The organism is Colwellia meonggei (assembly GCF_057537295.1).
In genome coordinates this window covers 477,996-503,086 of record NZ_BAAJLZ010000003.1, presented here as the reverse complement: position 1 = coordinate 503,086, position 25,091 = coordinate 477,996, and the positions used below count along the sequence as shown (strand labels likewise).

24 protein-coding genes are annotated in these 25,091 nt (G+C 37.5%); 8 read left to right on the top strand and 16 right to left on the bottom strand.

Features of this window, described 5'->3' with window-relative positions; genetic code table 11:
* Window positions 1-8 precede the first annotated feature (8 nt).
* The 4 genes from AC27E9_RS10745 to AC27E9_RS10730 form a co-directional block, all read right to left on the bottom strand.
* Entirely contained in the window at window positions 9-389 is a 381-nt protein-coding gene (locus AC27E9_RS10745; protein WP_487129988.1) for a hypothetical protein, read from the bottom strand.
* A gap of 83 nt (window positions 390-472) precedes the next feature.
* On the bottom strand, window positions 473-1,027 hold the full coding sequence (locus tag AC27E9_RS10740) for a hypothetical protein (RefSeq protein ID WP_487129986.1): 555 nt from the start codon (window positions 1,025-1,027) through the stop codon (window positions 473-475).
* Window positions 1,028-1,168: 141 nt separating this feature from the next.
* Window positions 1,169-1,618 (bottom strand): GyrI-like domain-containing protein, encoded by a 450-nt coding sequence (locus AC27E9_RS10735; RefSeq protein WP_487129984.1) that lies wholly within the window; start codon window positions 1,616-1,618, stop codon window positions 1,169-1,171.
* A 170-nt stretch (window positions 1,619-1,788) separates the two neighbouring features.
* Window positions 1,789-3,003 carry a CaiB/BaiF CoA transferase family protein gene (locus tag AC27E9_RS10730; protein ID WP_487129982.1) on the bottom strand — a complete coding sequence of 405 codons (1,215 nt, stop codon included), beginning with the start codon at window positions 3,001-3,003 and terminating at the stop codon, window positions 1,789-1,791.
* A 184-nt stretch (window positions 3,004-3,187) separates the two neighbouring features.
* Between AC27E9_RS10730 and AC27E9_RS10725 the strand changes: the two genes are divergently transcribed.
* Entirely contained in the window at window positions 3,188-4,645 is a 1,458-nt protein-coding gene (locus tag AC27E9_RS10725; RefSeq protein WP_487129980.1) for an NAD-dependent succinate-semialdehyde dehydrogenase, read from the top strand.
* Between the two features lie 72 nt (window positions 4,646-4,717).
* Here the strand turns inward: AC27E9_RS10725 and AC27E9_RS10720 are convergent, their stop codons facing one another.
* Window positions 4,718-5,953 carry a bifunctional alpha/beta hydrolase/OsmC family protein gene (locus AC27E9_RS10720; RefSeq protein ID WP_487129978.1) on the bottom strand — a complete coding sequence of 412 codons (1,236 nt, stop codon included), beginning with the start codon at window positions 5,951-5,953 and terminating at the stop codon, window positions 4,718-4,720.
* A 181-nt stretch (window positions 5,954-6,134) separates the two neighbouring features.
* Between AC27E9_RS10720 and AC27E9_RS10715 the strand changes: the two genes are divergently transcribed.
* The 4 genes from AC27E9_RS10715 (at window position 6,135) to AC27E9_RS10700 (ending at window position 8,849) form a co-directional block, all read left to right on the top strand.
* Window positions 6,135-7,355 (top strand): M24 family metallopeptidase, encoded by a 1,221-nt coding sequence (locus AC27E9_RS10715; protein WP_487129976.1) that lies wholly within the window; start codon window positions 6,135-6,137, stop codon window positions 7,353-7,355.
* 164 nt (window positions 7,356-7,519) lie between these two features.
* Entirely contained in the window at window positions 7,520-8,071 is a 552-nt protein-coding gene (locus tag AC27E9_RS10710) for a septation protein A (RefSeq protein WP_487129974.1), read from the top strand.
* A 50-nt stretch (window positions 8,072-8,121) separates the two neighbouring features.
* Complete coding sequence (locus AC27E9_RS10705) at window positions 8,122-8,424, top strand: YciI family protein (RefSeq protein WP_487129972.1); 303 nt, start codon at window positions 8,122-8,124, stop codon at window positions 8,422-8,424.
* A gap of 20 nt (window positions 8,425-8,444) precedes the next feature.
* Window positions 8,445-8,849: a lysozyme inhibitor LprI family protein gene (locus tag AC27E9_RS10700; RefSeq protein ID WP_487129970.1), complete on the top strand. Its 405-nt coding sequence runs from the start codon at window positions 8,445-8,447 to the stop codon at window positions 8,847-8,849.
* Between the two features lie 9 nt (window positions 8,850-8,858).
* Here the strand turns inward: AC27E9_RS10700 and AC27E9_RS10695 are convergent, their stop codons facing one another.
* On the bottom strand, window positions 8,859-9,632 hold the full coding sequence (locus tag AC27E9_RS10695; RefSeq protein ID WP_487129968.1) for a lipoprotein intramolecular transacylase Lit: 774 nt from the start codon (window positions 9,630-9,632) through the stop codon (window positions 8,859-8,861).
* Window positions 9,633-9,893: 261 nt separating this feature from the next.
* Window positions 9,894-10,085 carry a hypothetical protein gene (locus AC27E9_RS10690; RefSeq protein ID WP_487129966.1) on the bottom strand — a complete coding sequence of 64 codons (192 nt, stop codon included), beginning with the start codon at window positions 10,083-10,085 and terminating at the stop codon, window positions 9,894-9,896.
* A gap of 136 nt (window positions 10,086-10,221) precedes the next feature.
* Between AC27E9_RS10690 and AC27E9_RS10685 the strand changes: the two genes are divergently transcribed.
* Both AC27E9_RS10685 and AC27E9_RS10680 read left to right on the top strand, forming a co-directional pair.
* The gene (locus AC27E9_RS10685) at window positions 10,222-10,692 is read left to right on the top strand and encodes a hypothetical protein (protein WP_487129964.1); all 471 of its coding nucleotides are present in this window, start codon (window positions 10,222-10,224) and stop codon (window positions 10,690-10,692) included.
* A 136-nt stretch (window positions 10,693-10,828) separates the two neighbouring features.
* A complete protein-coding gene (locus tag AC27E9_RS10680; RefSeq protein WP_487129962.1) occupies window positions 10,829-11,317 on the top strand; it encodes a YchJ family protein in 489 nt (162 codons plus the stop codon).
* Here AC27E9_RS10680 and AC27E9_RS10675 read toward each other — a convergent pair.
* The 3 genes from AC27E9_RS10675 to AC27E9_RS10665 all read right to left on the bottom strand — a co-directional run bounded on the left by AC27E9_RS10675 (window position 11,314) and on the right by AC27E9_RS10665 (window position 14,065).
* Window positions 11,314-11,856 (bottom strand): VC2046/SO_2500 family protein, encoded by a 543-nt coding sequence (locus AC27E9_RS10675; RefSeq protein WP_487129960.1) that lies wholly within the window; start codon window positions 11,854-11,856, stop codon window positions 11,314-11,316. The genes AC27E9_RS10680 and AC27E9_RS10675 overlap by 4 nt on opposite strands.
* 123 nt (window positions 11,857-11,979) lie before the next feature.
* Window positions 11,980-13,272 (bottom strand): ATP-binding protein, encoded by a 1,293-nt coding sequence (locus AC27E9_RS10670; RefSeq protein ID WP_487129958.1) that lies wholly within the window; start codon window positions 13,270-13,272, stop codon window positions 11,980-11,982.
* Between the two features lie 76 nt (window positions 13,273-13,348).
* A complete protein-coding gene (locus AC27E9_RS10665) occupies window positions 13,349-14,065 on the bottom strand; it encodes a response regulator (protein ID WP_487129956.1) in 717 nt (238 codons plus the stop codon).
* A 377-nt stretch (window positions 14,066-14,442) separates the two neighbouring features.
* Here AC27E9_RS10665 and AC27E9_RS10660 point away from each other — a divergent pair, with 377 nt between their 5' ends.
* On the top strand, window positions 14,443-15,702 hold the full coding sequence (locus AC27E9_RS10660) for an MFS transporter (RefSeq protein ID WP_487129954.1): 1,260 nt from the start codon (window positions 14,443-14,445) through the stop codon (window positions 15,700-15,702).
* A 37-nt stretch (window positions 15,703-15,739) separates the two neighbouring features.
* Here AC27E9_RS10660 and AC27E9_RS10655 read toward each other — a convergent pair whose 3' ends face one another.
* From AC27E9_RS10655 to AC27E9_RS10630, 6 genes are read right to left on the bottom strand one after another with little or no spacing between them, the layout of a single operon-like run.
* Window positions 15,740-17,965, bottom strand: coding sequence for a hypothetical protein (locus tag AC27E9_RS10655; RefSeq protein WP_487129952.1), 2,226 nt, complete (start codon window positions 17,963-17,965; stop codon window positions 15,740-15,742).
* Window positions 17,962-20,562, bottom strand: a complete 2,601-nt coding sequence (locus tag AC27E9_RS10650; protein WP_487129950.1) for a hypothetical protein — start codon at window positions 20,560-20,562, stop codon at window positions 17,962-17,964. The genes AC27E9_RS10655 and AC27E9_RS10650 overlap by 4 nt, the downstream gene beginning before the upstream one ends.
* On the bottom strand, window positions 20,563-22,281 hold the full coding sequence (locus tag AC27E9_RS10645) for a BatA domain-containing protein (RefSeq protein WP_487129948.1): 1,719 nt from the start codon (window positions 22,279-22,281) through the stop codon (window positions 20,563-20,565).
* Window positions 22,281-23,243 carry a DUF58 domain-containing protein gene (locus AC27E9_RS10640; RefSeq protein WP_487129946.1) on the bottom strand — a complete coding sequence of 321 codons (963 nt, stop codon included), beginning with the start codon at window positions 23,241-23,243 and terminating at the stop codon, window positions 22,281-22,283. Before AC27E9_RS10640 ends, AC27E9_RS10645 begins: the two co-directional genes overlap by 1 nt.
* A gap of 19 nt (window positions 23,244-23,262) precedes the next feature.
* A complete protein-coding gene (locus AC27E9_RS10635) occupies window positions 23,263-24,291 on the bottom strand; it encodes an AAA family ATPase (protein ID WP_487129944.1) in 1,029 nt (342 codons plus the stop codon).
* A 36-nt stretch (window positions 24,292-24,327) separates the two neighbouring features.
* Complete coding sequence (locus AC27E9_RS10630; RefSeq protein ID WP_487130066.1) at window positions 24,328-24,996, bottom strand: DUF4159 domain-containing protein; 669 nt, start codon at window positions 24,994-24,996, stop codon at window positions 24,328-24,330.
* Window positions 24,997-25,091 lie beyond the last annotated feature (95 nt).

The window sequence follows — 25,091 nt, the reverse complement described above, 5'->3', positions numbered from 1 at the left end:
AATGCCATTTACTCAAATACTTTCGCACAACCACTATATTGGTTAAATTTATCATCCCAACGCCTAACATCATTGGCACGGCGCCAGCGTGAATGAAAAAACTCCATCAAACAAATACCTGAGTCGAGCTCGACTAAAAAGGTATCATGCTCTTTTACTTGGCTATACTTTGGATATTCTCGACTTTGCGACCAAGTTAAACCACCATTATTATCAGTAAAGTCACGCCAAAATTGCTCTGGTGTTAACCATTTATTTTGTTCATTATGCCAAACCTGATCACTACCATTTTTGTTAAAACTACCATGTTCAGGTGCCTGAGCACTTAAGGTAATACCACTTACCAATAATGGCACCATAGCTAAACTGAGCTTAATTATATTTTTCATGAAATTCACTCTCGTTTGTTTTATTGCCAAAGCCTATCTATAAAGCAATCAAGTTACATTAAGGAAGGCTCGCTAATGTTCAACTATTCACTAATGCAATAATCACTAGATTTAGCGAACATTTTTTTACGATAATGCTTTGAGATAAATAAAATAGCACCAATAAGTAAAATAATGAACAGCGCAATTAAATTACTTACTTGCAGCATAAATTGAATAAAACCAGAGCAATCCGCTTTATTATATTGAAATATAAATGCTAGTATCGGTGGAAAAAGCAATATTAACATTTGGCTATAAAAGCGCAATTGACGTCGCCAAAAGGCTTCGCGCTCACTTGCCGCACAATTATTCCACATTGGAACGCCATTAAATTGCTCTTTTAATTCTGTACCGCAGAACAGTGATGCTTGGGCAATACAAGCATTATGATGTGTGATCATTAAACATCCGGCTAACGCAAATAAGGCAACTAGGACCACAACGCCATCAGGTACAACACCTTTGACAATAAAACCAAGTAAAACACCAGATGCGGCGAGATAAAAAGCGATGGTTTGGCTGCGAATACGCAGACGGACATTTATTTCACTGCGTGCAGCTTCATATGATGCTCTAATCAAATCGGTGTTTGACATAGTAGATCCCTCTTAGCTATGGCCAAAATTGGCTAACAATTAATATAGCGTAATATTAAAAAGTAGCATTTGCGTTTGTGAAGTGATAACAGTTGTTTGAGTTTAAGTGAGTACGCTTTAATATATTGTAAGAGCACCGTATTATACTTTCTTAATCGAAATATAGATATCAACCGAGGAATGACTCTTATAGTGTTCAAAATCGGTGGTGTAAATACGCTCATAAGGGGATTCTGTATTACTGAAGTACTCCCAAATATGTCCCCAAAGGTCAATAACTACATGAGGGACTTCACCCTGAGCCGAAAAAACTAAATAATCTCCCGACTTAATAGTCAGTGCCTTTAATGTTTCATCATTATCTAGAGTGTCTGTGGCAGCATAAACATCATATGGACCGCTAAAGTCAGACTCATAATTAGTATATACGCCGTAAACATTAGACGCCTCAGTTAATTTACTACCATGCTGGCTATAAAATTCAGCCCATAAATCACCAATTTTAGCCGTTGACGGTAATAGTTCATTTTGGTTGGAAGTTCGAACAGAGATTCCTGAAAGTGCAATACTTGTTATTTCTTTTAAATCCATTAAATCGTCCTTGTTAAATGCACTTAATATTAGAAGTTTGTTTCGACTGCTGCCTTATTATAATTTTTATTAAAATATACACGTTTCATGTATTCAACACTTGGCGATAGTCTAAAAAATACACCGATTAATATAGCGAGCAACATCACTAACCGCAATAGAAATTTAACCTAGTCAATAATACCTGCTTGCATCAATTTTCTAGTTTTATCTTTGTCGTAATGTAAAAAATTCTCTAACACTTGCTGGCTATGCTCGCCAATGTTTGGCGCCGCATGTTTATATTGCAATGGCGTATCTGAGAGATTAATGGGAGACGCGACAGTGTCGATCATATTACCATCTTGATCTGGAACTTGTTTCAACAGTTGTCGATGTTGAATTTGTGGATGATTAAAAACTTGCTTTAATGTATTAACAGGTCCACATGGAACCGCAATAGCCTCTAAGGTATTAACCCAATAGCTTGTGGTTTTTTTAGCAATAACCTGCGCTAAAATAGGAATTAAATTTGCTCGATTTTTCACTCGCTCGGCATTAGTAGCATAATATGGATCTATGGCCAGCGCTTCACAATTTGCTGCATGGCAAAACTTTTCAAACTGCTGATCATTCCCTATCGCGAGAATTAAACTACCATCGTTGGTCGCAAATGTTTGGTACGGAACAATATTAGGATGACCATTACCTAAACGCGTTGGGTTTTCATTAGTTGCTAAATAGTTCATTCCTTGGTTTGCTAACGTTGCTACTTGTACATCAAGTAAAGCGATATCAATGTGCTGGCCCTGACTTGTGTGCCCTCTAGCAAATAATGCAGCAAGAATTGCGTTGGCACTATATAAGCCAGTCATAATATCCACTACTGCAACGCCTACTTTCATTGGATCCCCTTCTGGCTCACCCGTTAAGCTCATTAAGCCACCTTCTCCTTGGATCATCGCATCGTAGCCCGCCTTATGAGCATATGGACCTTGTTGACCAAAACCTGTAATTGAGCAATAGACCAACTTAGGGTTAATTAGCTGTGCTTCTTGGTAACTTAAACCGTATTTTTTAAGGCCACCAACCTTATAATTTTCAATAAGTACGTCGGCTTTGGCGATCATATCTTTAATCACCTCTTGCCCTTCTACTGTAGTGATATCAATTGCTATCGATTTTTTATTGCGATTAGCACTGTGATAATACGCAGCCTGTGCGGGTTCGTTATTTTTTGCCGATTTAATAAATGGGGGGCCCCAGTGGCGCGTGTCATCGCCTTTTTTAGGTCGTTCTACTTTAATCACTTCAGCTCCCATATCGGCAAGCATTTGTGATGCCCATGGTCCAGCTAAAATACGACTAAGATCAACAACTTTAATACCTGTTAGTGCTTGAGACATTGAAAAACCTTAGATTTTATATTGTATACCATATAGATAAAAATTATGATGGAAGCGCTCGAAATATGATAATTTATCACAAGCCAATATAACAGTGCTTAACGGCTTTATTACTGCCAGCTATCAGTTGTATCGCCATGCATAGCTTTTTAAAATGATCGCTAATTAGACTTAGGAAAAAATTTTGCAAGATATTAAAGACAACAACTTAATTAGAAACGCTTCATATATTGAAGGTAAATGGCTCAGTAGTGATCAAAAGTTTAATGTTACCAATCCTGCTACGGGTGAGGTATTAATAAGAGTTTGTGATGCTAGCATCAAAGAAGCAAATTTAGCAGTTAAAGCGGCGCATAAAGCATTTAAACCATGGGCATCAATACCAGCACAACAAAGAGCGATATTACTGCGTAATTGGTTTAATCTAATGATGGAACATCAGGATGATCTTGCTCGTATTCTCACCCTTGAACAAGGAAAACCACTAGCCGAAGCAAAAGCTGAAATAGCATACGGTGCCGGTTTTATTGAATGGTTTGCCGAAGAAGGGAAACGAATATACGGCGATACCATTCCCAGTTTATCTAGCAATCAAAAGGTTATTGTTGTTAAACAAGCCGTTGGGGTTGTTGCAGCGATTACCCCTTGGAATTTTCCAAACGCGATGATCACGCGAAAAGCAGCAGCAGCATTAGCTGCAGGATGCACTTTTATTGTACGTCCAGCTACACAAACACCACTTTCAGCACTTGCCATTGCTGAGCTTGCGGAGAGAGCGGGCATTCCTGCTGGCGTTTTTAATGTCATTATTGGAGAAGACGCTGTCGGTATCGGCAAAGTACTAACTACCCACCCTGATATTGCCAAGTTTACCTTTACTGGCTCTACAAAGGTTGGAAAACTGTTAATTAAACAATGCGCCTCAACAGTGAAAAAAGTTTCTATGGAACTTGGCGGCAATGCCCCTTTTATTGTTTTTAATGATGCTGATATCAATGAGGCAGTAAAAGGTGCGATCATTTCCAAATACAGAAATGCCGGACAAACCTGTGTTTGTACTAACCGCATTTTTGTGCAAAAAGATGTGCTTGAACGTTTTACAGAGCAGTTCAGCAAAGCCGTTAATGCATTAACTGTCGGAAATGGTATTGAAAATAGCACTGAAATTGGCCCGATGATTTCTAGCGAAGCTGTTGATGGCGTTGCGCAGTTGGTTGATGATTCAGTAAAACAAGGTGCCGTTATTAATACCGGAGGTCATCGTCACTCAGCTGGAAATAACTTCTTTCAACCTACAATTTTGACCAACGTAACACCTGATATGCCAATTGCACATAACGAAATATTTGGCCCCGTATCACCCATTATTGCTTTTGATAATGAAGCCGAAGTTATTGCCATGGCCAACGACACGGATTACGGCTTAGCCGCATATTTTTATGCTCGTGATATTGGTCGAGTTTGGCGGGTATCTGAAGCACTTGATTACGGTATGATAGGCATAAATGAGAGCATTATTTCAAATGTTGCCGCGCCGTTTGGTGGTGTTAAACAGTCAGGTAGTGGCCGTGAAGGCTCAAAATATGGCTTAGATGACTACTTAGAAATTAAGTATTTATGTATGGGTGGTATCAATAATTAACGATTGATAATGTTGATAAAGCTGCCGTAACCGAATATTACTCGGCAGCATTTATTCCTTGTAACTCATTCATTATGATTTAAGCAATTTGCTCACTACAGCAACATTATTGTGTAAGGTTTTATGTACCGGGCATTTATCAGCAATTTCTAAAAAGCGTGCCTCTTGAGTGGCATCTAATACACCGATATAGCTAATGCTACGAACAATTGCTTCAATACCATCATTTTTATTCTCACATTGCTGACAATCTTGTTGATAGTTTCGGCTATGAGTTAATTCAACCTTTATATGCTTAATTGGCAAATTCTTTCGCACCGCATACATTCTGAGTGTCATCGCTGTACACGCCCCTAAACCTGCTAAGAGGTGCTCATAGGGATCAGGCCCCATGTTATTACCACCAACATTTTCAGGCTCATCCGCTAGCCAATAATGGCTATTGGTGCTTACATGTTGAGTAAATTTATGATTTTTCTCTTCAACGACTACGTAACCTTTCTCTGTAGTATTTTTTTCTAGGCTAGCTTGTTGTAGAAACGTTTGCTGGTTTGGGTTATTACCAATGTAGCGCCTTGCCCATGCTGTAATAACATCAGCTGCATATTCAGCGTCAAGTTTATTTGTTAATAAGTGATCAGCATTATCTAAACTAACAAAGCTCTTAGGATGTAATGCCGCTTGATAAATTTTTTCTGCTTCAGTGATATTAACGGTACTATCAATTGGCGAGTGCATCACCAACAGTGCTTTTCTTAACTGGCCAATATGCTCAGTACCATAACGCTTAATATCATCCAAAAACTGCTTTTCAATAGTGAAAACTCGACCCGCTAAATTAACCTCGGCTTTGCCTTGCTGTTCAATATCGTCAATTTGTAGGGCAAAGTTGTGTGCAACATGAGCAGCATCAGATGGAGCGCCAATAGTTACTACAGCCATAGCTTCCTCTACAAACTGTGCAACATTAAGTACAGCTGCTCCACCTAAACTGTGACCTATTAAAAGCCTTGGTGCTTGAAATTCATCTCGAAGAAAATCAGCTGCAGCGATTAAATCTCTAATATTAGAAGAGAAATTACTGTTTGAAAAATCACCATCACTATTGCCTAAGCCAGTAAAGTCAAACCTTAAAACGGCTATACCTTTGGCAACCAGTGCCCTACTTATACGCGATGCTGCAGCTATGTCTTTACCACAAGTAAAGCAATGAGCAAACAGTGCGTAAAACTGTACATCAGAATCTGGTCGCTCAAGTAAACCGCTAAGTTTGTGCTTTCCGCTGATAAACTCGACTTTTTGGCGCATATTAACTCCTGTTATCAATTTAGAAAATGGTGACAATCATAAAAATGACCGTAATGTGTTTAAATAAATTTCTGCTGAGGCAAACTTAAATAATTTACGCTTAGTCAATTTAATACATTACTTCTCTTTATTTTCTGTATAAAATATACAAACTAAAACTGAAATTGATAAAGGTATCATTATGACTATAGGTGTTGGCGGCTCTTCTGCACAGGTTGAACTAGAAAAATTAACAAATATGACCTCCGCAGTTCAGCCAATCACAGAACCTGAATTGAATCAGCGCATTGCTAAAGCCCAAGCTATAATGGCAAAAAACAATATTGCTGCGACCTATATTAATGCCGGTACTAATCTATATTACTTTACCGGTACTCGTTGGTACGCAAGTGAACGTATGGTTGGTGCTATCATTCCGCAGCAAGGTGAAATTAAGTACATTACGCCTTTTTTTGAGGTTAATACTTTAAATCAATACATGACTATTAAAGGCGAAATAAAGGGTTGGCAAGAACATGAAAGCCCATATGAATTATTCAAACAAACCCTAACAGAGTTAAATATAAAAGATGGCCAAATTGCCATTGATGAGTCAACCGCTTTCTTTATTGCTGATGGCATAAAAAAAGTTGCACCTGAATTTACGCTTATTGACGCGAAATGTGTAACTGCCGGTTGTCGTGCGGAAAAGTCAGCACATGAAATTGCCCTACTTCAACAGGCAAAAGATATGACAATGGCGGTACATAAAGCTGTAGCACGTATTTTACATGTGGGTATTACAACACAAGAAGTAACTAATTTTATTGATCAAGCACACCGTAAAGTTGGCGCCACTGCAGGCTCATATTTCTGTATTGTACTTTTTGGTGAAGATTCATCTTACCCTCATGGTGTTAAAACTCCAAAAACACTTGAGGAAAATGATATTGTGCTAATCGATACAGGCTGTCAAGTTGAAGGATATAATTCAGATATTACCCGTACTTATGTATTTGGTGAGCCAAATCAACGTCAGCGAGAGATGTGGCTAGTAGAAAAAATGGCGCAAAAAGCAGCATTTGACGCGGCTAACATTGGTGTTGCTTGTGGCGATGTTGATGTTGCTGCCCGTGATTACTTAGCCAGCCAAAACATGGGGCCTGATTATCAAACACCTGGCTGCCCTCATCGCACCGGACATGGAATCGGCTTAGATATACACGAGTGGCCTTACTTAGTGCGTAGTGATAGAACGCCACTAGCTAAAGGCATGTGTTTCTCAAATGAACCAATGTTAGTACTGCCTGGAGAATTTGGCGTTCGATTAGAAGATCACTTTTATATGACAGATACCGGTGCGAAATGGTTTACTGAACCTTCTTACTCTATTGACGACCCTTTTGGCTATCAAGAAGAATAGTCATCAGCTCCGTCACCTATCTGCAAAAATAGTTAACTGCCAGCGTTTAAATATTATTTAACGCTGGCTTATTAGAAACTATTACACTTTTCATCATTAAATTGTTTGGCGTATTGCCTCGCTTTGGATAGAATCCAACTACTATAATTTTTGACATAAACGCTATGCACGCAATTTTAGAATATATTCCGCTCGTTATTTTTTTCGTTTTTTATAAATTTGGCGATATTTATTGGGCAACAGGTTCATTAATCGTTACATCTGCAATTCAAATTGCCTACTATTTAATACAAAAAAAGCCAGTACCAAAACGTAATTTAATTTTCTTTGGCTTAATTGCTGTATTTGGCGGTTTAACTATTTTCTTGCATGACGACGCTTTCCTAAAATGGAAAGTAACAATAATTAATGGCATTTTTGCTATTGCGTTAATTATTAGCCAAAAGGTATTTAACAAAAATATTATTAAGCAATTTTTAGGTGAAGCACTAACCTTACCTGAAGAGATTTGGAATAAATTGAATTTTTCTTGGGCAATGTTTTTTGCCAGCTGTGGCATTCTCAATTGGTATGTTGCCTTTAACTTTAGCCTTGAAACTTGGGTTAACTTTAAAGTATTTGGTTTAACAGGTTTAACCTTTGTATTCGCCATAGGATCAGTAATGTCTTTATATAAATACATGCCCGACGATCAAGAAGAAGAAAACAAAAAATAACTTTCCCAATTGTATTACAGGCTAAAACTAACAAAATTTTTAGGAATAAAATGCTTTATTTAATATACAGTGAAGATGTTGAAAACAGTTTACCTCTACGTATAAGTGTGCGAGAAAAACACTTAGCAAGATTACGTAGTTTACAAGACCAAGGAAGATTAATTGTTGCGGGCCCGTGTCCAGCAATCGACAGCGAAAACCCTGGTGACGCCGGTTTTACTGGCTCATTAGTAATTGCTCAATTTGATAACTTAGCAGAGGCACAACAATGGGCAGATCAAGACCCTTATATTGCCGCTGGTGTTTATCAAAAAGTTACAGTTAAACCCTATAAAAAAGTATTACCTGCGTAAGTTGGATATAAGCATTCTCCATGATTAAAAATATATCAAAAAAACACCTCATTCTGTGCTCTTTAGTACTTTCCTATTCAACACTTGCAAAAAGCACGGTAGAAACATGTGAAAAGGAAATGACAACAACTCAAGAATTTTCTATGTGCTTGGATGGCGTTAAACAGAAAAAAGAACGTGAATTACAAACTTGGGTTAATAACCAATCATTTACTTTAGATGAATTAGTTGCAGCAACTGGTCGTAAAGCCGCGTTAAATATGTTTAAACGTTCACAACGTAACTTTATTACCTATCGAGAAAACAACTGTCGTTGGCAGTATTTAGCGGTATCTCCAGGCACAGGTGCTGCAGCTGCATATAAAAAGTGTTATATCATCTTAACGCAAGACCGAATAAACGAATTAACCGCGCTGAGCAAGTAACAACAAAGCTTATCTTCGTTGAACACGGCTAACAATGGCATCAAGTCCACCTGCAACTACTATTGCAACCAGTATCAGCTGCGTTGCAATCGCAGCAAAAATATCAGGGGCCTTCATGAGTGTAGCCATTAAAGAATCTTTATAATAAAAGAACCATTGATGATCCTCTGGAAACACAACTGTGTGTAAATAGTAGAAAATATCAGTAAAGCCCCAAACACCAAATGCAACCACAACTACACAAATTAACACCAGCAGTGACAATAGTTTTTGTTTTACATTTGGCAACTTAAGGACTGAAGTATCCGGAAGTTTTTGCTGCTTATACACCAACTGTAAAGTGCCTTTTCTGCCATAAAGAAATATAAAAAGCACTAAAACCACCACATTTGCCCACCAGAATCGACTGACATTATCGAGTAAATTCGCTACATCTTGTAGGTGACGCACTTCACTTTGGGTCAGCAAGGTATTTTTTAAGCCTTGATTGTTAACGTAAGAAATATCACTTAACCCTTCACCATGTTGATGAATTGCGAAAACAATATCAGCGAACTTTTGATGATGTAAGGCAACATCATGCTGAGGAAATTCTCGCTTACCTTGCGTATTTTTCGGCACATTTCTTTTAATTACGTCGTTAATTTCAAGTGTTTGATACCAAACACCATAAAAAAAGTTGGCTGATTTACTCAACTGCCAACTGACACCAAGCGCAAAAATGAGTAATGTTAATGCGAAAGTACACCATAAAAGTTGTCGATAAAGAATAGTTTTAAACATTGTATTTAATTAGCGTAGCTGGTTATTCATAGAAATAACTCGAAGAATGTATTTGCTGCCAATATCTTTACACTTCAACACCATAATGACAAGCACTGGCATTTTAGCAAATCAAAACAATCACTACTTTCAGGAAGATATTCAAAGATTATCGGAAGTAAACAACTTTTCATTTACATTGCTAAAGGACATTTATTACGGTAAATGTACCCACCGCAAAGTTTAGAGTATTAAATTAGATGACTAATTTTGAATATAAAATTAACGAGTAGGATTTTTTATTTGCATAACATTACTTAGCAAATTTACTTCTTCATTAATATCCGCTAGAGCACTGCGTAACTTTCGAAGGGAATCATGAGAGCAAGATTCATTTGCCACAATAAGCTGTAAATCATCTAAAGACATTTTCACTTCATCTACACTTAACCCTATTACTCCCTGCGACTTCATTACGTGATCCTTTTTTTATACGTGATTTTAAAATATAGACCAAGCTAGGTTAATTACAAAATTAATGCAGAAAATGCTTGAAATAACATCAAAATCGATATACTGTACATTCATACAGTATATTGAGGTGACAGCTATGTTGAATATAAACAAACTAAATTTACATATAGATAACAACAACTTAATTGCCATAACTTTAGTTAAACCAACAACAAAACCAACTAAAAACACCCAATGGTGCAATGTTGTTAACGTTTCAAGCACTTACGATATATCTAAGAATTACCAATCAATTTGCCAAAACTACCATGCCGATCACAAGTGGATTTTAATGGTTAATCCTGACGAAAAACCACTAGAGCAGCTTTCTGCCAGCGGAAAAATCAACCCTGAAAGAATTTTAAAAGTGAATGCAAATAAGGTGAATATAAATTTTCTTCATATTAAGAGCACTTTATTAAAAGGCACTTGCTCAGCAATTATTTTGACTAAAGCAGTGTTCACACAGGCAGAGTTAAACGAATTAAGCCAATGTGCAGAGCAAGGAAAAACTCAATGTATATTGCTGCAACATAGTAATACCGAACAGCAAAATAAATTACATTAATCATTGCAGTAGAGCCTGGGGTAATTATTAAAGATAAAATTTCTAAACGTTACTTCTAATGCGACGTAACAGATTTACTAAGCAGTAGTAATCTGTTGTGATAAACTGCCTTTTTTTGTTAGAAAGTAGATTTTTTATGTTATGCCCTTGCGGCTCAGAACGAGCTTTTACCTCCTGCTGTCAGCAATATATTATAGGCGACAGCACGGCAAGAACTCCTGAACAACTTATGCGTTCACGATACTCGGCCTATGCGAGTATGCATGCCAACTATATCTACAACACTTATGCTGCTAGCAGTAGAATTTCACAATCAGTTGCGGATATTGAACAATGGGCTGCAGAAACTAAGTGGTTAAAGTTAGTCATTCATATGTGCAGTGATTTTAGTGCTCAGTTATCTGTTACAGAGCCAGCACAAGTTGAGTTTTCAGCTTACTACTTACATCAAGGACAAATTTGGCAAATGCGAGAATGTTCAAACTTTCTATATGAAGATGGACGTTGGTATTATCTTGACGGTAATGTCTCGGATAGCGACACAATTGATAAGCCAAAACGAAATGACAGCTGTTTTTGTGGCAGTAGTAAAAAGTTTAAACAGTGTTGTGCAAAAAGCTTTTAAGCTTGCATCTTCATTAAGGGTGATTTAACGATAGTGGTTTGTACTGCTGCCAACCACGCTTTGGCATTAAAGTCAGCTCTTTGCTGCAGCGTATTTTCTGAAGATTGAGCAAGTTGGCTATGTTTTTGTTGGCAATACAAACTAGTATTAGCCATAACATCATGAGCAATATGGTTAACATTATCACGAAATGCTAACGGTTTAGGTTGTAATGCATTTGATAAATGTAGTTGCTCAAGTTGTTTTTCTTCAACTAAGCTTGCTTGATTAAATGCCGGTAACTCGTCCATATCAGCAAGCGCCAAAGGTGCTTCATTAGGTAGTTGAAACTCTTTACGTAATTGCGCTGTTGAAGTTATTTTTTCCGGTGCTTCTTCTCGAGGAAGTTTAAACTGGCTATGGGCTCTAACATCATCTGCTAGCATAGCGAGTAATAATGAGAAATCTGAACGACGTGCACTATGAACACTATCATTAAGCTGTTCGCCTAATTGCAGTTCATGGGTCAATATCTCACTTGATAAAGCGTCTACAGCCAAAATTTTCTACTTATTTATTCTCGATAGTATATCTATCGGCACAAGTAGCATTTACTTTAGGAGATTTAGTAAAATAATTTAACTTTCTTCATATTTTACAATGAGCTGGTGAATTAATAGACATTATTCAGATAGTTGTTTTATTGGCCATGATAAAATAAAGCAAGCACCACCATTTTTACCATCTACAACCGATGCACTGCCGCCGTGCCATTCCATAATTCGGCACACTATTGCTAACCCTAATCCAAAGCCGCCAGTTTCACGGTTTCTCGATAAATCACCACGAGAAAAAGCATCGAAAATTGTGCATTTAAAATCATCACACACGCCATCACCATTATCTGTGACACGAATTTGGCAAATTTCATCGTTTTGTTCGACAGCAATATCAATTTCACCTTTACCATATTTTATGGCATTAGAAATATAGTTGTTTAATGCACGGCTAATAAAATGTCGGTCGACATCAACCTTAGTATCTATAAGCTTACTGCTAATATTAAATTTTTGTTCAAACTGCTGATAATTACTAACTTGCTGTTTAACTATGTCGACAATTGATTCTTGAGTAAAATTAAGTTCAGGTTTGTCATTATCAAAGCTCGCATATATCAGCATTTCACTGATCAGTTGCTCAAGTTCACAAATGTCTTGGCTAATAGCCGTGCGATACTTCTCCTGCTTTGCCTTGTCATCAGTGCAGGCTAGCATTTGCAAAGCAAACTTTGACCTTGCTAATGGCGTTCTCAATTCATGGGCAACAGCAGTTGAAAGTTCTTTATGAGCATCTATCAATCGTTTAATTCTCCCCGCCATAGAATTAAACGCTGTGAACATAGGAGCTGTCATCGTTGATCTGGCTTTAGGAACGGCAATGTCGAAACTGCCTTGACCAAACTCAACAGCACTTTTTCTTAATTGATCTAAATCTCTTGATAATGGCCGTAACCAAAAAAATAATAAGCATGCTAAGCTCGCCAGCAATACTACTCTTACTAAAGCTTCAGCTCTTGGTCTAGTTGGCATTTTTGCTGGACCGAGAACAATAACAGAATCTGAGTTCTCAAGACGATGATGAATTTCTACAGCATCATTGTCATAATAAATATGAGTATTTTCTTGGCTTATAAGATCGTGTTCATGGTAGCTTATCTTTTCGACATCTTGCTTGGACAATAATTTTAACGGCATTTGCCATTGTTCAGCCGCACCGGCAATGATCTCCTGCCATTCTTCTTGCGGGTGTTTTTCCAAATAATTAGAAAGTGCAAACAACATGCTTTTATAGCCAGTATAGGACTCTATATCTTGCTCAAGATAAGAACTCCACACTTCATCAAGCATCCAGGAGAATACGATAAAGATGGATATTATCAAAAAATATAAGCTAAAAAAGGAACGACCGAGTTTCATTGAAATGCCTAAGAAAAGAAAATTTTAGCAGGCAAAGATAATATTCCTATTGCCTGCTTGTGTAACAACCTAACAGTTAATTCCAGGCATCTGGAACAAATAAATAGCCTTGTCCCCAAATGGTTTTAATTCTAAATGGCGTTTCATTACTGTCATGTAGCTTTTTGCGTAAACGAGAAATACGAACATCAACACTTCTGTCCATACCATCATATTCCCGACCTACAACAGCTTTGTATATATAGTCTCGATTTTGTACTTCACCAGCACGACTGGCAAGTAGCCACAATAAATCAAACTCTTGGCTGGTTAAGTCAATATTTTCCCCATGCAAAGATACTTGTCTTGAACCACGACTAATATGCAATTGTCCACAGTCAATTTCTGCATTTTCTTTACCATCTGAAGGTAATTGACCTCGACGTAATAGCGCATTTACACGAGCTAATAAAACGCGTGGCTCTACGGGTTTAATAACATAATCGTCCGCACCTATTTCCAAGCCTAATACTTGGTCAAAATCGGTACCCTTCGCCGTCAACATTAGAATAGGACCTTTAAACTCAGGACGTAAATCTTTACAAACAGCAAAGCCATCTTTTCCTGGCAGCATAATGTCAAGAATGATCAAGTCAGGCGCAAATTTTTCTACACGCTTTTCAACCGAATCACCTCTGAACTCTTGCTTGACGTGATACCCTTCACTTTCTAAAAATTCAGAGACTAAATCCGACAATTGGCGGTCATCCTCAACGAGTAAAATCTTCTTAACTGATGATTTACTTTCTGACATAAACTTGCTCCTACTTTATTATGCTGACTTCGCAGCGGTTTCATGGCTTCATTCAACTTGTTATACGATAACAACACGTCGCAAACTAATAGCCATTGAAAGTATGATTACTCTAATGGCATTTAGCTTAAAATGTTTATTGTTAATAAACAATGTCATGTACAAGGTGTTACTTCAATAGTACAACTTATTACGCATCAATTACACTTAATTACATATTAGCTAACAAGCTGAGTTTTATTACATTTTTTGCCCTGTTGGATAATTAATCTCAATCCCGAACCTTTATATAAACTAAAAACTTTACATACCTGTAAAGATGACTGATGATATACGTTATTAAATTTTCGCATATAATAATGTAAATCGAATTATCAATGAGTCACCTTAATATAGAAAATACAACCACAGCACCTATAAACAAAAACCAGCAGAAACAAGCTAAGAAAGCGTTATTTGCGGTGATGCTGGTTGTGTTGTTTAGTAGCGCAGGCATTGCTCTACCTTACCCTGTACTAGCACCCGTATTTCTAAATGAAGTAAATGCCTTAACAACATTTGCTGATATTCCTAGTAAAATTTTGCTTGGCATTATTTTAGCGATATATCCGCTAGGCGTTATTTTGGGCAGCTCGGTAATTGGCGCGGCGTCAGGCTTATATGGTAGAAAAAAAACCTTAATAATTACCCTAATATTAACGGTAGTTAGCTACGTTTTATCGGCGTTTGCAATATTAGCAGAGAACTTTTTACTGTTTGTATTAGCGAGATTTGTTACCGGTATTTTCTCTGGTAATATCAGTATCGCCAAAGCCGTGGCGGTCGATCTTTCTCCGACATTAGATAAAACGTATACTTTCAATTTAGTCAACGCTACGGGTTATTTAGGCTGGTTACTTGGCCCGCTCGCTGGAGGTTTACTGGCAATATATGGCCTTGATAGTATCTTTTACTTTGCCGCCGGTGCCATCGTAATTGCCTTGTTTTGTGTTAGCGTATTATTACCAGCTGATAACAAAGACAAACACGTAAAAAATAGTAAGTTTTCGACATTGTTCTCTAGTCAAAACTCATTTGCATTGTTAGGTAACCCTAATATCAGACGGATCTTCACTATTTATTTACTCGCGACCTTAGGATTGAACGCCTATTACGAGTTTTATCCGGTATGGTTAGTTGAGGAGTTTAATTTTTCTAGTGCCGCTATTGGATATATCACTGTTGTGTTAACACTGTTTATGACCTTCACCAGTGTTTTATTTATCAAACAATTAAAGTTTCTATTTGGCCTAAAATTAGGGGCTATTATTGGCATGATTTTAATGGCTGTTTTGTTTAGTTTGCACCCATTGCTTTCTGCAACAAGTGTTTGGCCAGTATATGCTATTACCGGTATCGCTATAGCGATTTTTAATGGCTTATTGCCGGTTTATATTTCAGAGCAATATTCAGATATAGAGCAAGGACAACTCATGGGTTTGATCACAACCACTTTTAGCTTAGCCAATGTTGTGATTGCCATTATTGGTAGTTTTCTCGCCTTAATTTCCGCACATTGGGCAATCATTTTTGGCGCAGTTTTATTAGTTATTGCCGCAATTGATTTTCATTTAAGTCAAAAAAATTGTAACAAGTGATCGGCACAGCTAGCACGACCATTGAAAAGATAACGTGCTAGCCTGTTAACCATTTTCTTTCCAACCACAAAAAAACTAACGCTATAAATAACACAAGCCATAAGTAAAGCTTATTCACCGCTTGCAGTTGGGCAACAGGATAACTGACTTTGCTTTCTACTGGTTTCAGTTCATTAAAATTAATACTAGTTTGATGTTTCACTGCTTGTTGCCACGCAATATAACTAGTTTTCGGGTAAATATAACGCGATTGTCTCGCTATTAGCTGATTGTTGCTATCGAAAGCATCGACACTTGTCCATCCTGAGCTTTTTCCAATATAAAGCCCACATTGTCGAGAGTTTAATAACGGATATGGCGATAACTGTACTTTATTCGCATAAACTTTTGGTTTATCAGTAACTAAACACCATGACTCTGCACTTCCAGCGTAGTGCAGTTTATCTTCTACTGGCTTTAACCAATAAGTCGATGTTTCTGCCCGACTTGATTGCTCAAGCATATATTGCCAATACTGACTATAAAGCTCATTACCAAACTCTAGTGCCCATGGGTACGTTTGGCTAAGCGTAGAAATCGTTATTTTACCTAACCCCAGTTGATAACTTGAAACCAGCTCTCGTCCACGTACTGATTCAACCAAAACTTGCCCCCCTTTTACGGCAACACTCACCTCTGCAGCGGCGGCAAGAATTGGACTTTCGTTATCCATTTCATCTAGATTTGGCCATAGCGGCATAACTAGTTTTTCACTTAATTCGATACTCTGAAAATTAAAGGCAGATAGAAGATTTCTATGTTCAACTGCTACGCGTTGTTGTGCCGATATTAAAGATTTATCCGCAATAACATATAAACCTAAGCCGTTATAAACTTCAGCTTCTAGCACCTTTAACTCGTTTTCAGTCAAATTTAATAGTGCCCTACTATCGAGTAATAACCAGTCGGTTTCCTCAAGCATTTTAACTGTTAACAGATGGCTGTTTGTTACCGACTTATTTTTTTCATCCGCTGAAAAATTATGATATTGCTGCGACCATTTATCACGGCTAATTTGGCTGAACACCTTAACAGAGTTGCCCGTGTGACTCAGCCATTGCTTTAATTGCCTTGTTTCAAACGATGGGGACGATTGTTTAATCACAACCTTTACTTTATTAGGCTCGAGTATATTAAAACTAACAGGTTCGACTACATGAGCTTCTTTTAATAAAGCTTCAGCGCTTTTTTTCTCATTATTTTTTTGTCTAGCACTTTTTTGTCTAGCACTTTTTTGTCTAGAGTCTTTTTGCCTATAGCCACTAATATTATCATTATGAAAGCTAGTATTGTCAGAAGTGTTTTTATCAATTTGGTGAACCGCCAATTGATAAGTGAACAAACCTGAAACTTTTGGGGTAACTTGCAATTGAAAGTAACCGTTTTCATTAATAATACTGCTTTCAATGAGTTGCTGATGTTGCCACAAGCTCACACGATACTGATGGCTGCCTCGTTCTGGTGTTTGTAATTTTCCTGTTATGGTAACATCAGCCCCTAAAGGCAATTCTTTTTGCCAATTTAGTTTAACAACGCCGAGCTTTTGGCTACTAGGATAAAAAGACAATTTCAAGTCAGTTAAACTCTTGTTATTGAACTTTTGCCATTGCTGGGCATTTAATCCATCACCCACAACGATTAACTGCTGAGGCGGTATCGCTTGAGCAAATGGTAAATGGTTTTCTCGCTCCGTTTTTTGTTGCCATAACTGAGTGAGTTCTTGTGGCGTGCGAATGACAATTAACTTATTTTGATAATGCAGTTTAAGGTGTTCCAGAAATTCTTTGCTGTAATCTTGTTGCTCGTTTTTAACCAACAGCCATAGAAAACGAGCGCTCTGTAACCTTGAAGTGAAACCATCTTCATCATAGCTTTGTAAATTAAGCCGTTTTTCATCTGAGAGGTAATCTGTTCCTGGCGTTATAAGTACATCAAACAAGTCGTTCTCTGTTTTAACTTCAATAGGAAGTAAAAATAAAACTAGAGCAAAAGCCGCAACAACATTACCAAACGTAACCAGTAAAAAACGTAAATGCCTGGGTTGGCGATGGTTATCAGTAATTACATCAAAATTACTTTTCAAGTTATTCACATATAGTGGATAAAAGCGTCGATAAACTAACGCTATAGTTATCAGCAGCCCTAATAAGACCAATACCACAATGCTCCAATGAGTCGCCGAAGTAATGTTGATATAGTAATCATTAATAAACGAAATACTCACGAATTATCCTTTAAGAACTGACCATAATTTTTCAGTAGTGGCTCGGTATCTAAAACCTTTTGCCGTTGCTGACTAGGCACTGCTGTTGCTGCGGGAAGCAATTGCACTAATTTCGCCATTAAGTTTTCTAAGCAATTATCACATTGATTTAACGTTAAGCTTTGCCTTAACAGTATTCGTTCAACCATTGCTAAGGATCTTACTAACGCTGGGCGTTCTACAGCCATTTCTGTTAAGACCTGTTTTACATTTTGCACAACAGTTAACATTTCAGCATTAAGCACAGGGCGTGACGTATTGGCATGACCTTTAGTCTTAGCAAGGCTTAGTTGATACGCTTGTGACATTTTTAAAAAACGCTTAAATGTTAATTGCTTTTGGTCAGAAAGTTGCGCTGGCTGAAATTGCGTTTGCTGAATATGGTTACTAATTATCTCTTTTTGCTCTCCTTGATAACGACGCTTCTCACTAACCGGAGGCGGTTCAAAGCCAAGACGTTTAACATAAATTCTTTCTGCTTTCTTAGCTTGTTTTAACAGTTTTAGCGCCTTTTTTTCGTAAGGTAAGGCCTGTTCGGGTTCAGACAGCATTAAATGTAATTCAGCTTGCCACATATTTTCTAAACTTTTTTTCATTAAAGCTTTTGGGTCTTGGCTGGTCATCACACCAACATCACTGTCTTCATGGTTATGCCCATATTGATTAATTAAGGCCATTTTTCCAGAGATATCGTTATTGTTGCCGTCATCAACTATGCCTCCAGCCCCTGCATGACTATGATCATGCTCTGGTGCTTGCTGAGTAATCACGGCATTACTACCGCCATGGTCGTCGTGTACATGAACCGTCGGCTTTTGATGTTCATCATGGTGTTCGTTGTCATCGGCGAACGACACCCCAACACTATGCTGACCTTCAAATTCATCACCCAAATATTGGCCGTATTTTTCTTTCAATTCACTTTGTGCTACACCTAATAATTCAGATGTTTCTCTATACTTGTCAGCCGTCAAGTCAGGTTTATCTTCAATAAGTTCAATGGTTTCAATAATAATTTGTCGTTGGCTTTTAAAATATTCCGGCATAAAGTCAATCAAAATGCCATCAGCACTTATTGCTTGTTGCCCAGCTTCCAACCAGCGAACAATTTTGGTACTAGATCGTGTTAGTTGCGTTATTGGTGTACGATTATCTTTTGCTAAAACAGTAAAATAAAGTTCATCGCCTGGCTCCATATTAAGCTCAGACAACTGCCAATTTTTGTAATAATGATATTTACCCGCAATCTCTTCTTTATAATCAAATGTAAAACGTTGATCGCGAAACTTAACGCCTTCGCCTGAGCCTTTCGCTATAGAAGCCAAAATTTCCACCTCAGTAATGGCAAAATCATCATAGATTTGCACTTGTGATATTAACTGAGGCACTGCATTTTCTTTAAACTCGGTAACTGTTTGTTTTGGTGTAATAATACGAATTTTAGGAGCCTTATCCGCTATAATTTTTATGCTGTAGACTGCAGAGAATACATCTGACAATATAGATTCATTATCGGCTAGTGATAAATGATACGCAGTACTGGCGGTAAAAGTATGCTGAAAATAATAGCTTCCATCTTCCTTTTGTTTTAACTGATGACGTTCACCATTGGAAAAATTCAGGAAATAATCTTGCTTTGGCTCTGTAAAATTAAAAAGCCAAGTTATCTTGCTACCCGCTAGCGTATTAACATTTAATGAAGAGGATTCTCTCGATTGCTCGATTAATTTTTCTTGCGGCTTATCTATTGATTTATCTACAGGTTTATCTCTTAATGTAGTAATGCTATATGCTGGCGGTTCAACGATTACTTGTTGAGATAAAATGTCGACTAGCGCCATTGGTTGATCAGTTGTTATCGTCACATCATTGCTGTGATTATTGACTTGTACAACACTAAATGCTTTCTCTAACCATTGATATTTAGCCGATACTAGTACTAATAACACTAAACAACTTGAGGCCAACATTACCCGATAAAATATATTTTGAGCAAACTTTGGTGATAAAAATTGCTGGCTCGAATTTAATTGCTGTAAGGTTATTTTATTGACCTGTACGAGTACCTTATTAAACTGCAACCTTTCTAATAGCGATAAATTTTGCCGATCACAGGCAAGTAATTGGGCGCTCTCTTCTAATTCAGGAAAATATCGGTTTAGATGCAATAATAGATGCTGTGGTGTTAATTCTTTGTATTGTTGGCTACGTTTTATAGCTATCACTTGCGCAGCAAATATAGATACTATCACCAAGATAGCAGCTGACATTGCTACTAGTGGGCTTAATACAAAACTCCACAATAAATAAAAAACTACGCTAGAAACAGCAAACAATATTGGTAGAAACAATACCGTTTTTTGAAATAAATATTTTCGACGCCATTGATTTAATATTACTGATAATTGCTGTGAGGTTTGCGCAAACAGCTTTTCTTTATCGTAAATGCTATTGCCGTCGGTGTCATCGCCGCCGTTATCACTGCCAGTTATTTTGTTGTTAGCAGGGTCAATATTTGAGTTAGTTTTCTTCGTATTGGCAAAGGTATTGTCAGTCATTTAATTTACCTTATCTGCCTTTGCCTGTTCAGCTTTTGCCTGCTTGGCGCTGTGAGTTGCTATTTCCTCTCGCTTGCCACGTAATGATATTTCGCTAACTAAGCGTTCAGCAAGCCATAACAAGACTAATAAAATTGCCAATATTTGTTGGCTATCTTTTGCAATGCGCTGTTGTTGCTTAATTACTGTTGCTAAGTTAGGAAGCTTATTTAATGCATGAGTACCTGTTGATTCCATTGTTTCAGTTGATAGTAAGTTATCTACAGTTTTGGCATTACGCTGCGGATCTGTACTGACTTCACTACCATCATCTGCTATAACTTGTGGTAATTGGCTTTGTGTTAAGTCACGGATTTGCGCTTCGGTAAGCGAATACTGCCGCTCAGCCTTATCTTTTTGCCAATGACCCAGCAATAAGTTTTGTAAAAATATTGGTAAATGTTTTGTTGTTAAAAGTGTACTCCACGACGGTGAAAAACGTGAATACAGCTGATAAACGTAACTTCTCTGATTATTAACGCTGGTATTAACTTCTAGGTTCTGCCAATTTATTTCACTACGTATCAACATCGGCAAATTTACTACATTTTGCTCTGTTACATTTTTCTCTGTGAAGTGCCAAAGTACTTTCTCTACTTTTTCTTCGTCACTGATGTTTAGTGATTTAAAGATATTGAGTGGTCTTGCACGTTGGTAAAACATCATACCTTCTGATAACAAGCTTTCGCTATTCGGGCGCACTGTGATAATAGGTAGCGCTGTTAAATTTTCCTCAGTATTTTCCGCATCAATAACGATATTCGCGCCATTTGCTAGCGCAGTAATTAAAAAATTATCAGGCTGTTGTGAGCTTAAATAAAAAATCCAATTTGGTTTTTCCGCTAACGTTTGTTGGTATAAAGTATTAGTTAATAATTGCTGATTTAAAAAGCTTTTTACAGAAAGCTTAGGTGCCGATAGCAGTTGAATAGCTGCCAATGCAGGTTTGAAATATTTAATATCGTCAGCACGGTCTTGATCATAAACGATCACCAGCTTTATACTTTCAAGGTACTGTTGAACAGCAGAGTATGGGCTAGGCTTTATATGCCAATTAATAAGGTGATTTTCCAGCTCTGGAAATGAGACTGATGAAATAAACTGTGTAGCGCTATTAGTTACAAATACATCGACAACCGTTTTAGGGTCAACTTCAGCGAGGAAAGAAGCTAAATTAAGGCGAATATTAACGACACTATTTACATTGCCTGATTGATTATTATCTACTCTTTGCGCAGCGCTTAAGTTTTTTTGCTGCCATTGAGAAATATCATGTTCTGACAACAAGCTAGTTCTGCTTGCCAAAAGGTAAATTGGTGTACCTTTAGCCAATGATAGCAATTGTGATTTTTCGCGTTCATTACTTTCATTTAACCACTGAGAAGTAACTAAAGTCACCTGATTAGAGGTTGGTAATGGCTTCAGAAAGAATACTTTGGCCAACAATAAAATAGCCACTATTAGTAGTAATAAGCGCAGCAATAACAGCCATGGCTCAGTTAATAATAAATGGCGCATTTTTTTCGGTTTAGCCGCTTTAATTAACTTAGTGTTAGCAAATTTAACTAACTGAACTCGGCCTTTACTAATGATATGTATTAGTACCGGTATAACTAATAGCGTTAGTGCCGTTAACATCCATGGGCTTTGTACGCCAAAAGTAGTAAAGTAACTTAACATTACCTACCTCTGCCGCGTTTACGTGCTTGTATGAAATTAACCAGAGATTGATCAAGTGCTTGGTCAATATTGGCAACAAAATAGTCAATATCGTGCTTTCTACATTGAGTGATAAGTTGTTCATTCAGCGTTGATTTTTTACTTAAGTAGTCAGCGCGAATATCCTTCGCATCGACAGTGACAAATTCCTTACTTTCTAAATCTTGAAATTTAATTAAGCCTTGATAAGGAAAGTTAATCTCGTCATCACTGTCTAAATGAAAGGCTATAACATCAGTTTTACTGTTTTTCAGTTGCTTTAAAAGGGATAACGCTTCACCACTGTGCTGGTGAAAATCGCTAATCACCACCACCAAGCCATTTTTTTGTATTGCACTTAAATGCTTTATTATTTGTTGGCTGTTTGGCAAAGCTCCGTTAGCTTTAAGCTTAGTTAATGCAATCAGTATTTTTTGCCAATGCTTACTACCGGGAAGTGCAGGCATTTGCATATTCTTTTGCCCTGATAGGGTTAATAAACCAACTGCATCCCCTTGCTTTTGTGCTAAATAGGCAATTGTTGCTGATAAGTATCGAGCATAATCAAGCTTGTGCCAGCATCCAGTTTGACTTATGTCAGTTTGATTAATTGCTGTTTGTTGCGATGTTTTTGTTAACAACGGCGTAACTACCGATTGCTGCAACATTGACTCACTACAATCCATTACTAGCCAAACATTAACGTCGCTTTCTCGTTCAGCTTCTCGAACAAAATACTTATCTGAGCGAGCAAACAACTTCCAGTCTATTTTACTTAGTTCATCCCCGGGCTCATAAGCTCTAAATTGACTAAATTCAACCCCTACACCCCGTTGCTGACTGGTATGGATACCTTGCAAGAATCCCTGAGCTAAGGTTTTAATTGCCATAGGCAAGTCCTTTACCCGTTGTAAGGTTTTGGCATCAAAAAATGGTTGTTGCACGTGTAATACTCTATTGCACTTAATTGAGTGGACTAACGGGTAGCATCACGTGTTTGACTAGATCGCGAATAACATCGTCGGTAACAATGCCATCAGCTTCCGCTTGAAAATTAAGTAAAATTCTATGTCGTAGTACGGCCGGTGCAACAAATTGAATATCATTCAGGGTAATAGCATAGCGCCCCGCCAGTAATGCTCGCGCTTTTGCACATAAAATAAGTGCTTGACCAGCCCTTGGCCCCGCTCCCCATCGCACATAGTTAACAACACTTTCACATGTGTTAGCTGTATCTGATTGTTCTAGAACATCACTGTTATGCATTGGACGCGTTGCTCTAGCTAAATGGGCAGCATACTTAAGTAGCTCTTCAGATACCGTCACATTTCGAACTAAACTCTGCAGCGTTATTATCTCGTCAGCATTTAGTATTGCCGCTAGTTCAGCACTGTAATTACCTGTTGTTCGATTTAGAATTTCTACTTCGTCTTGCTCAGTTGGATATCCAACACGTATAAACATTAAAAATCGATCCAGTTGGGCTTCAGGTAACGGGTAGGTTCCCGCTTGTTCAACCGGATTTTGTGTTGCTAAGACAAAGAAAGGTTTAGGTAAATTGTAAGTCGTCCCTGCATAACTGACGCTATTTTCTTGCATCGCTTCAAGCAATGCAGCTTGGGTTTTAGGTGGTGTACGGTTTATTTCATCAGCTAATAAAATATTAGTAAACACAGGACCTTGCTGAAACTTAAAAAAACGATCGCCCGTATTGTGATCGGTTTCCAATATTTCAGTACCAACAATATCACTTGGCATTAAATCAGGGGTAAACTGTACGCGATTAAAATTAAGCTCCAAGGTTTTCGCCAATGAGCTAACCATTAAAGTTTTCGCTAACCCTGGCGCACCTTCTAATAAACAGTGTCCGCCAGCGAGAATACTAATAAGAATTTCATCAATAATGGTTTGTTGGCCAACAATAACTTTAGCAATTTCTTTATTTACGTTTGCAAGTTTTGCAAGTAACGCACTTATTTCTTTTTCGTTCATTTTTATTCCAATTTTCATGCTTTAGCTATTGCAGGGCTAGCTATTCATGGCATACATAACAATGTTGACAGCAAAACGGGTATTATCTTCTTTTAACCAACGTTTATTTCTAAAGTCATAGTCCCATTCGCAGCCTAAGTCCTTATTGCTATATAAAACGGCAATTCGGCCATCTATTTCAATAGCCTTTAGATAGTTGTGGACAAGATCATCTCCCCAACCATTTAATTCTATTGAGGTTCTTGGTGGGCCATCAAACTCAAAGAAAGATGAATAAATAGCATGATTATTTGGTATTTTTTTCAATGCTTGTTCACCAAACATATTTTGCATTTCTAATTCGAAACTGCGTGCAAACATGCCATCAATATCATGATTACAATCGTCCACGAAAACAAAACCACCATTTTCAACATAACGTTTAAAGTTTTCCTTTTCATCACTATTAAACTGTACAAGCCTGTGCCCTGCTAAATAGCAGAATGGTACTGACAACATTTGTCGGTCGGATAGCGGAATAATACGCTCGTTGATATCAACTCGTAGGCTGGTATATTCAATTAATGAGTTAAGTACATTAGCAGGCATCCTTTCATCAACTTCCCAATCTCCTGACTCATAACTCAGTCGGGTGAAAAAAAAGTCAAAGTGTTCACGCGCACTTAACGGCCGCCAAGGTGTTGTTAAAATACCTAATGAAGCCAATGAAAGTGCTTGAAGAAAGTTGCGTCTATTCAAAGTCGGATCTAATTTAAATTGTGTTTGTTAAAAATTAAGATATTAATTGCTTAGTAAAATAA

Coding starts and splice junctions, on each gene's coding strand:
- AC27E9_RS10745 (WP_487129988.1), bottom strand. CDS start 389: ATGAAAAATATAATTAAGCTCAGTTTAGCTATGGTGCCATTATTGGTA.
- AC27E9_RS10740 (WP_487129986.1), bottom strand. CDS start 1,027: ATGTCAAACACCGATTTGATTAGAGCATCATATGAAGCTGCACGCAGT.
- AC27E9_RS10735 (WP_487129984.1), bottom strand. CDS start 1,618: ATGGATTTAAAAGAAATAACAAGTATTGCACTTTCAGGAATCTCTGTT.
- AC27E9_RS10730 (WP_487129982.1), bottom strand. CDS start 3,003: ATGTCTCAAGCACTAACAGGTATTAAAGTTGTTGATCTTAGTCGTATT.
- AC27E9_RS10720 (WP_487129978.1), bottom strand. CDS start 5,953: ATGCGCCAAAAAGTCGAGTTTATCAGCGGAAAGCACAAACTTAGCGGT.
- AC27E9_RS10715 (WP_487129976.1), top strand. CDS start 6,135: ATGACTATAGGTGTTGGCGGCTCTTCTGCACAGGTTGAACTAGAAAAA.
- AC27E9_RS10710 (WP_487129974.1), top strand. CDS start 7,520: ATGCACGCAATTTTAGAATATATTCCGCTCGTTATTTTTTTCGTTTTT.
- AC27E9_RS10705 (WP_487129972.1), top strand. CDS start 8,122: ATGCTTTATTTAATATACAGTGAAGATGTTGAAAACAGTTTACCTCTA.
- AC27E9_RS10700 (WP_487129970.1), top strand. CDS start 8,445: ATGATTAAAAATATATCAAAAAAACACCTCATTCTGTGCTCTTTAGTA.
- AC27E9_RS10695 (WP_487129968.1), bottom strand. CDS start 9,632: ATGTTTAAAACTATTCTTTATCGACAACTTTTATGGTGTACTTTCGCA.
- AC27E9_RS10690 (WP_487129966.1), bottom strand. CDS start 10,085: ATGAAGTCGCAGGGAGTAATAGGGTTAAGTGTAGATGAAGTGAAAATG.
- AC27E9_RS10685 (WP_487129964.1), top strand. CDS start 10,222: ATGTTGAATATAAACAAACTAAATTTACATATAGATAACAACAACTTA.
- AC27E9_RS10680 (WP_487129962.1), top strand. CDS start 10,829: ATGTTATGCCCTTGCGGCTCAGAACGAGCTTTTACCTCCTGCTGTCAG.
- AC27E9_RS10670 (WP_487129958.1), bottom strand. CDS start 13,272: ATGAAACTCGGTCGTTCCTTTTTTAGCTTATATTTTTTGATAATATCC.
- AC27E9_RS10665 (WP_487129956.1), bottom strand. CDS start 14,065: ATGTCAGAAAGTAAATCATCAGTTAAGAAGATTTTACTCGTTGAGGAT.
- AC27E9_RS10660 (WP_487129954.1), top strand. CDS start 14,443: ATGAGTCACCTTAATATAGAAAATACAACCACAGCACCTATAAACAAA.
- AC27E9_RS10650 (WP_487129950.1), bottom strand. CDS start 20,562: ATGACTGACAATACCTTTGCCAATACGAAGAAAACTAACTCAAATATT.
- AC27E9_RS10645 (WP_487129948.1), bottom strand. CDS start 22,281: ATGTTAAGTTACTTTACTACTTTTGGCGTACAAAGCCCATGGATGTTA.
- AC27E9_RS10635 (WP_487129944.1), bottom strand. CDS start 24,291: ATGAACGAAAAAGAAATAAGTGCGTTACTTGCAAAACTTGCAAACGTA.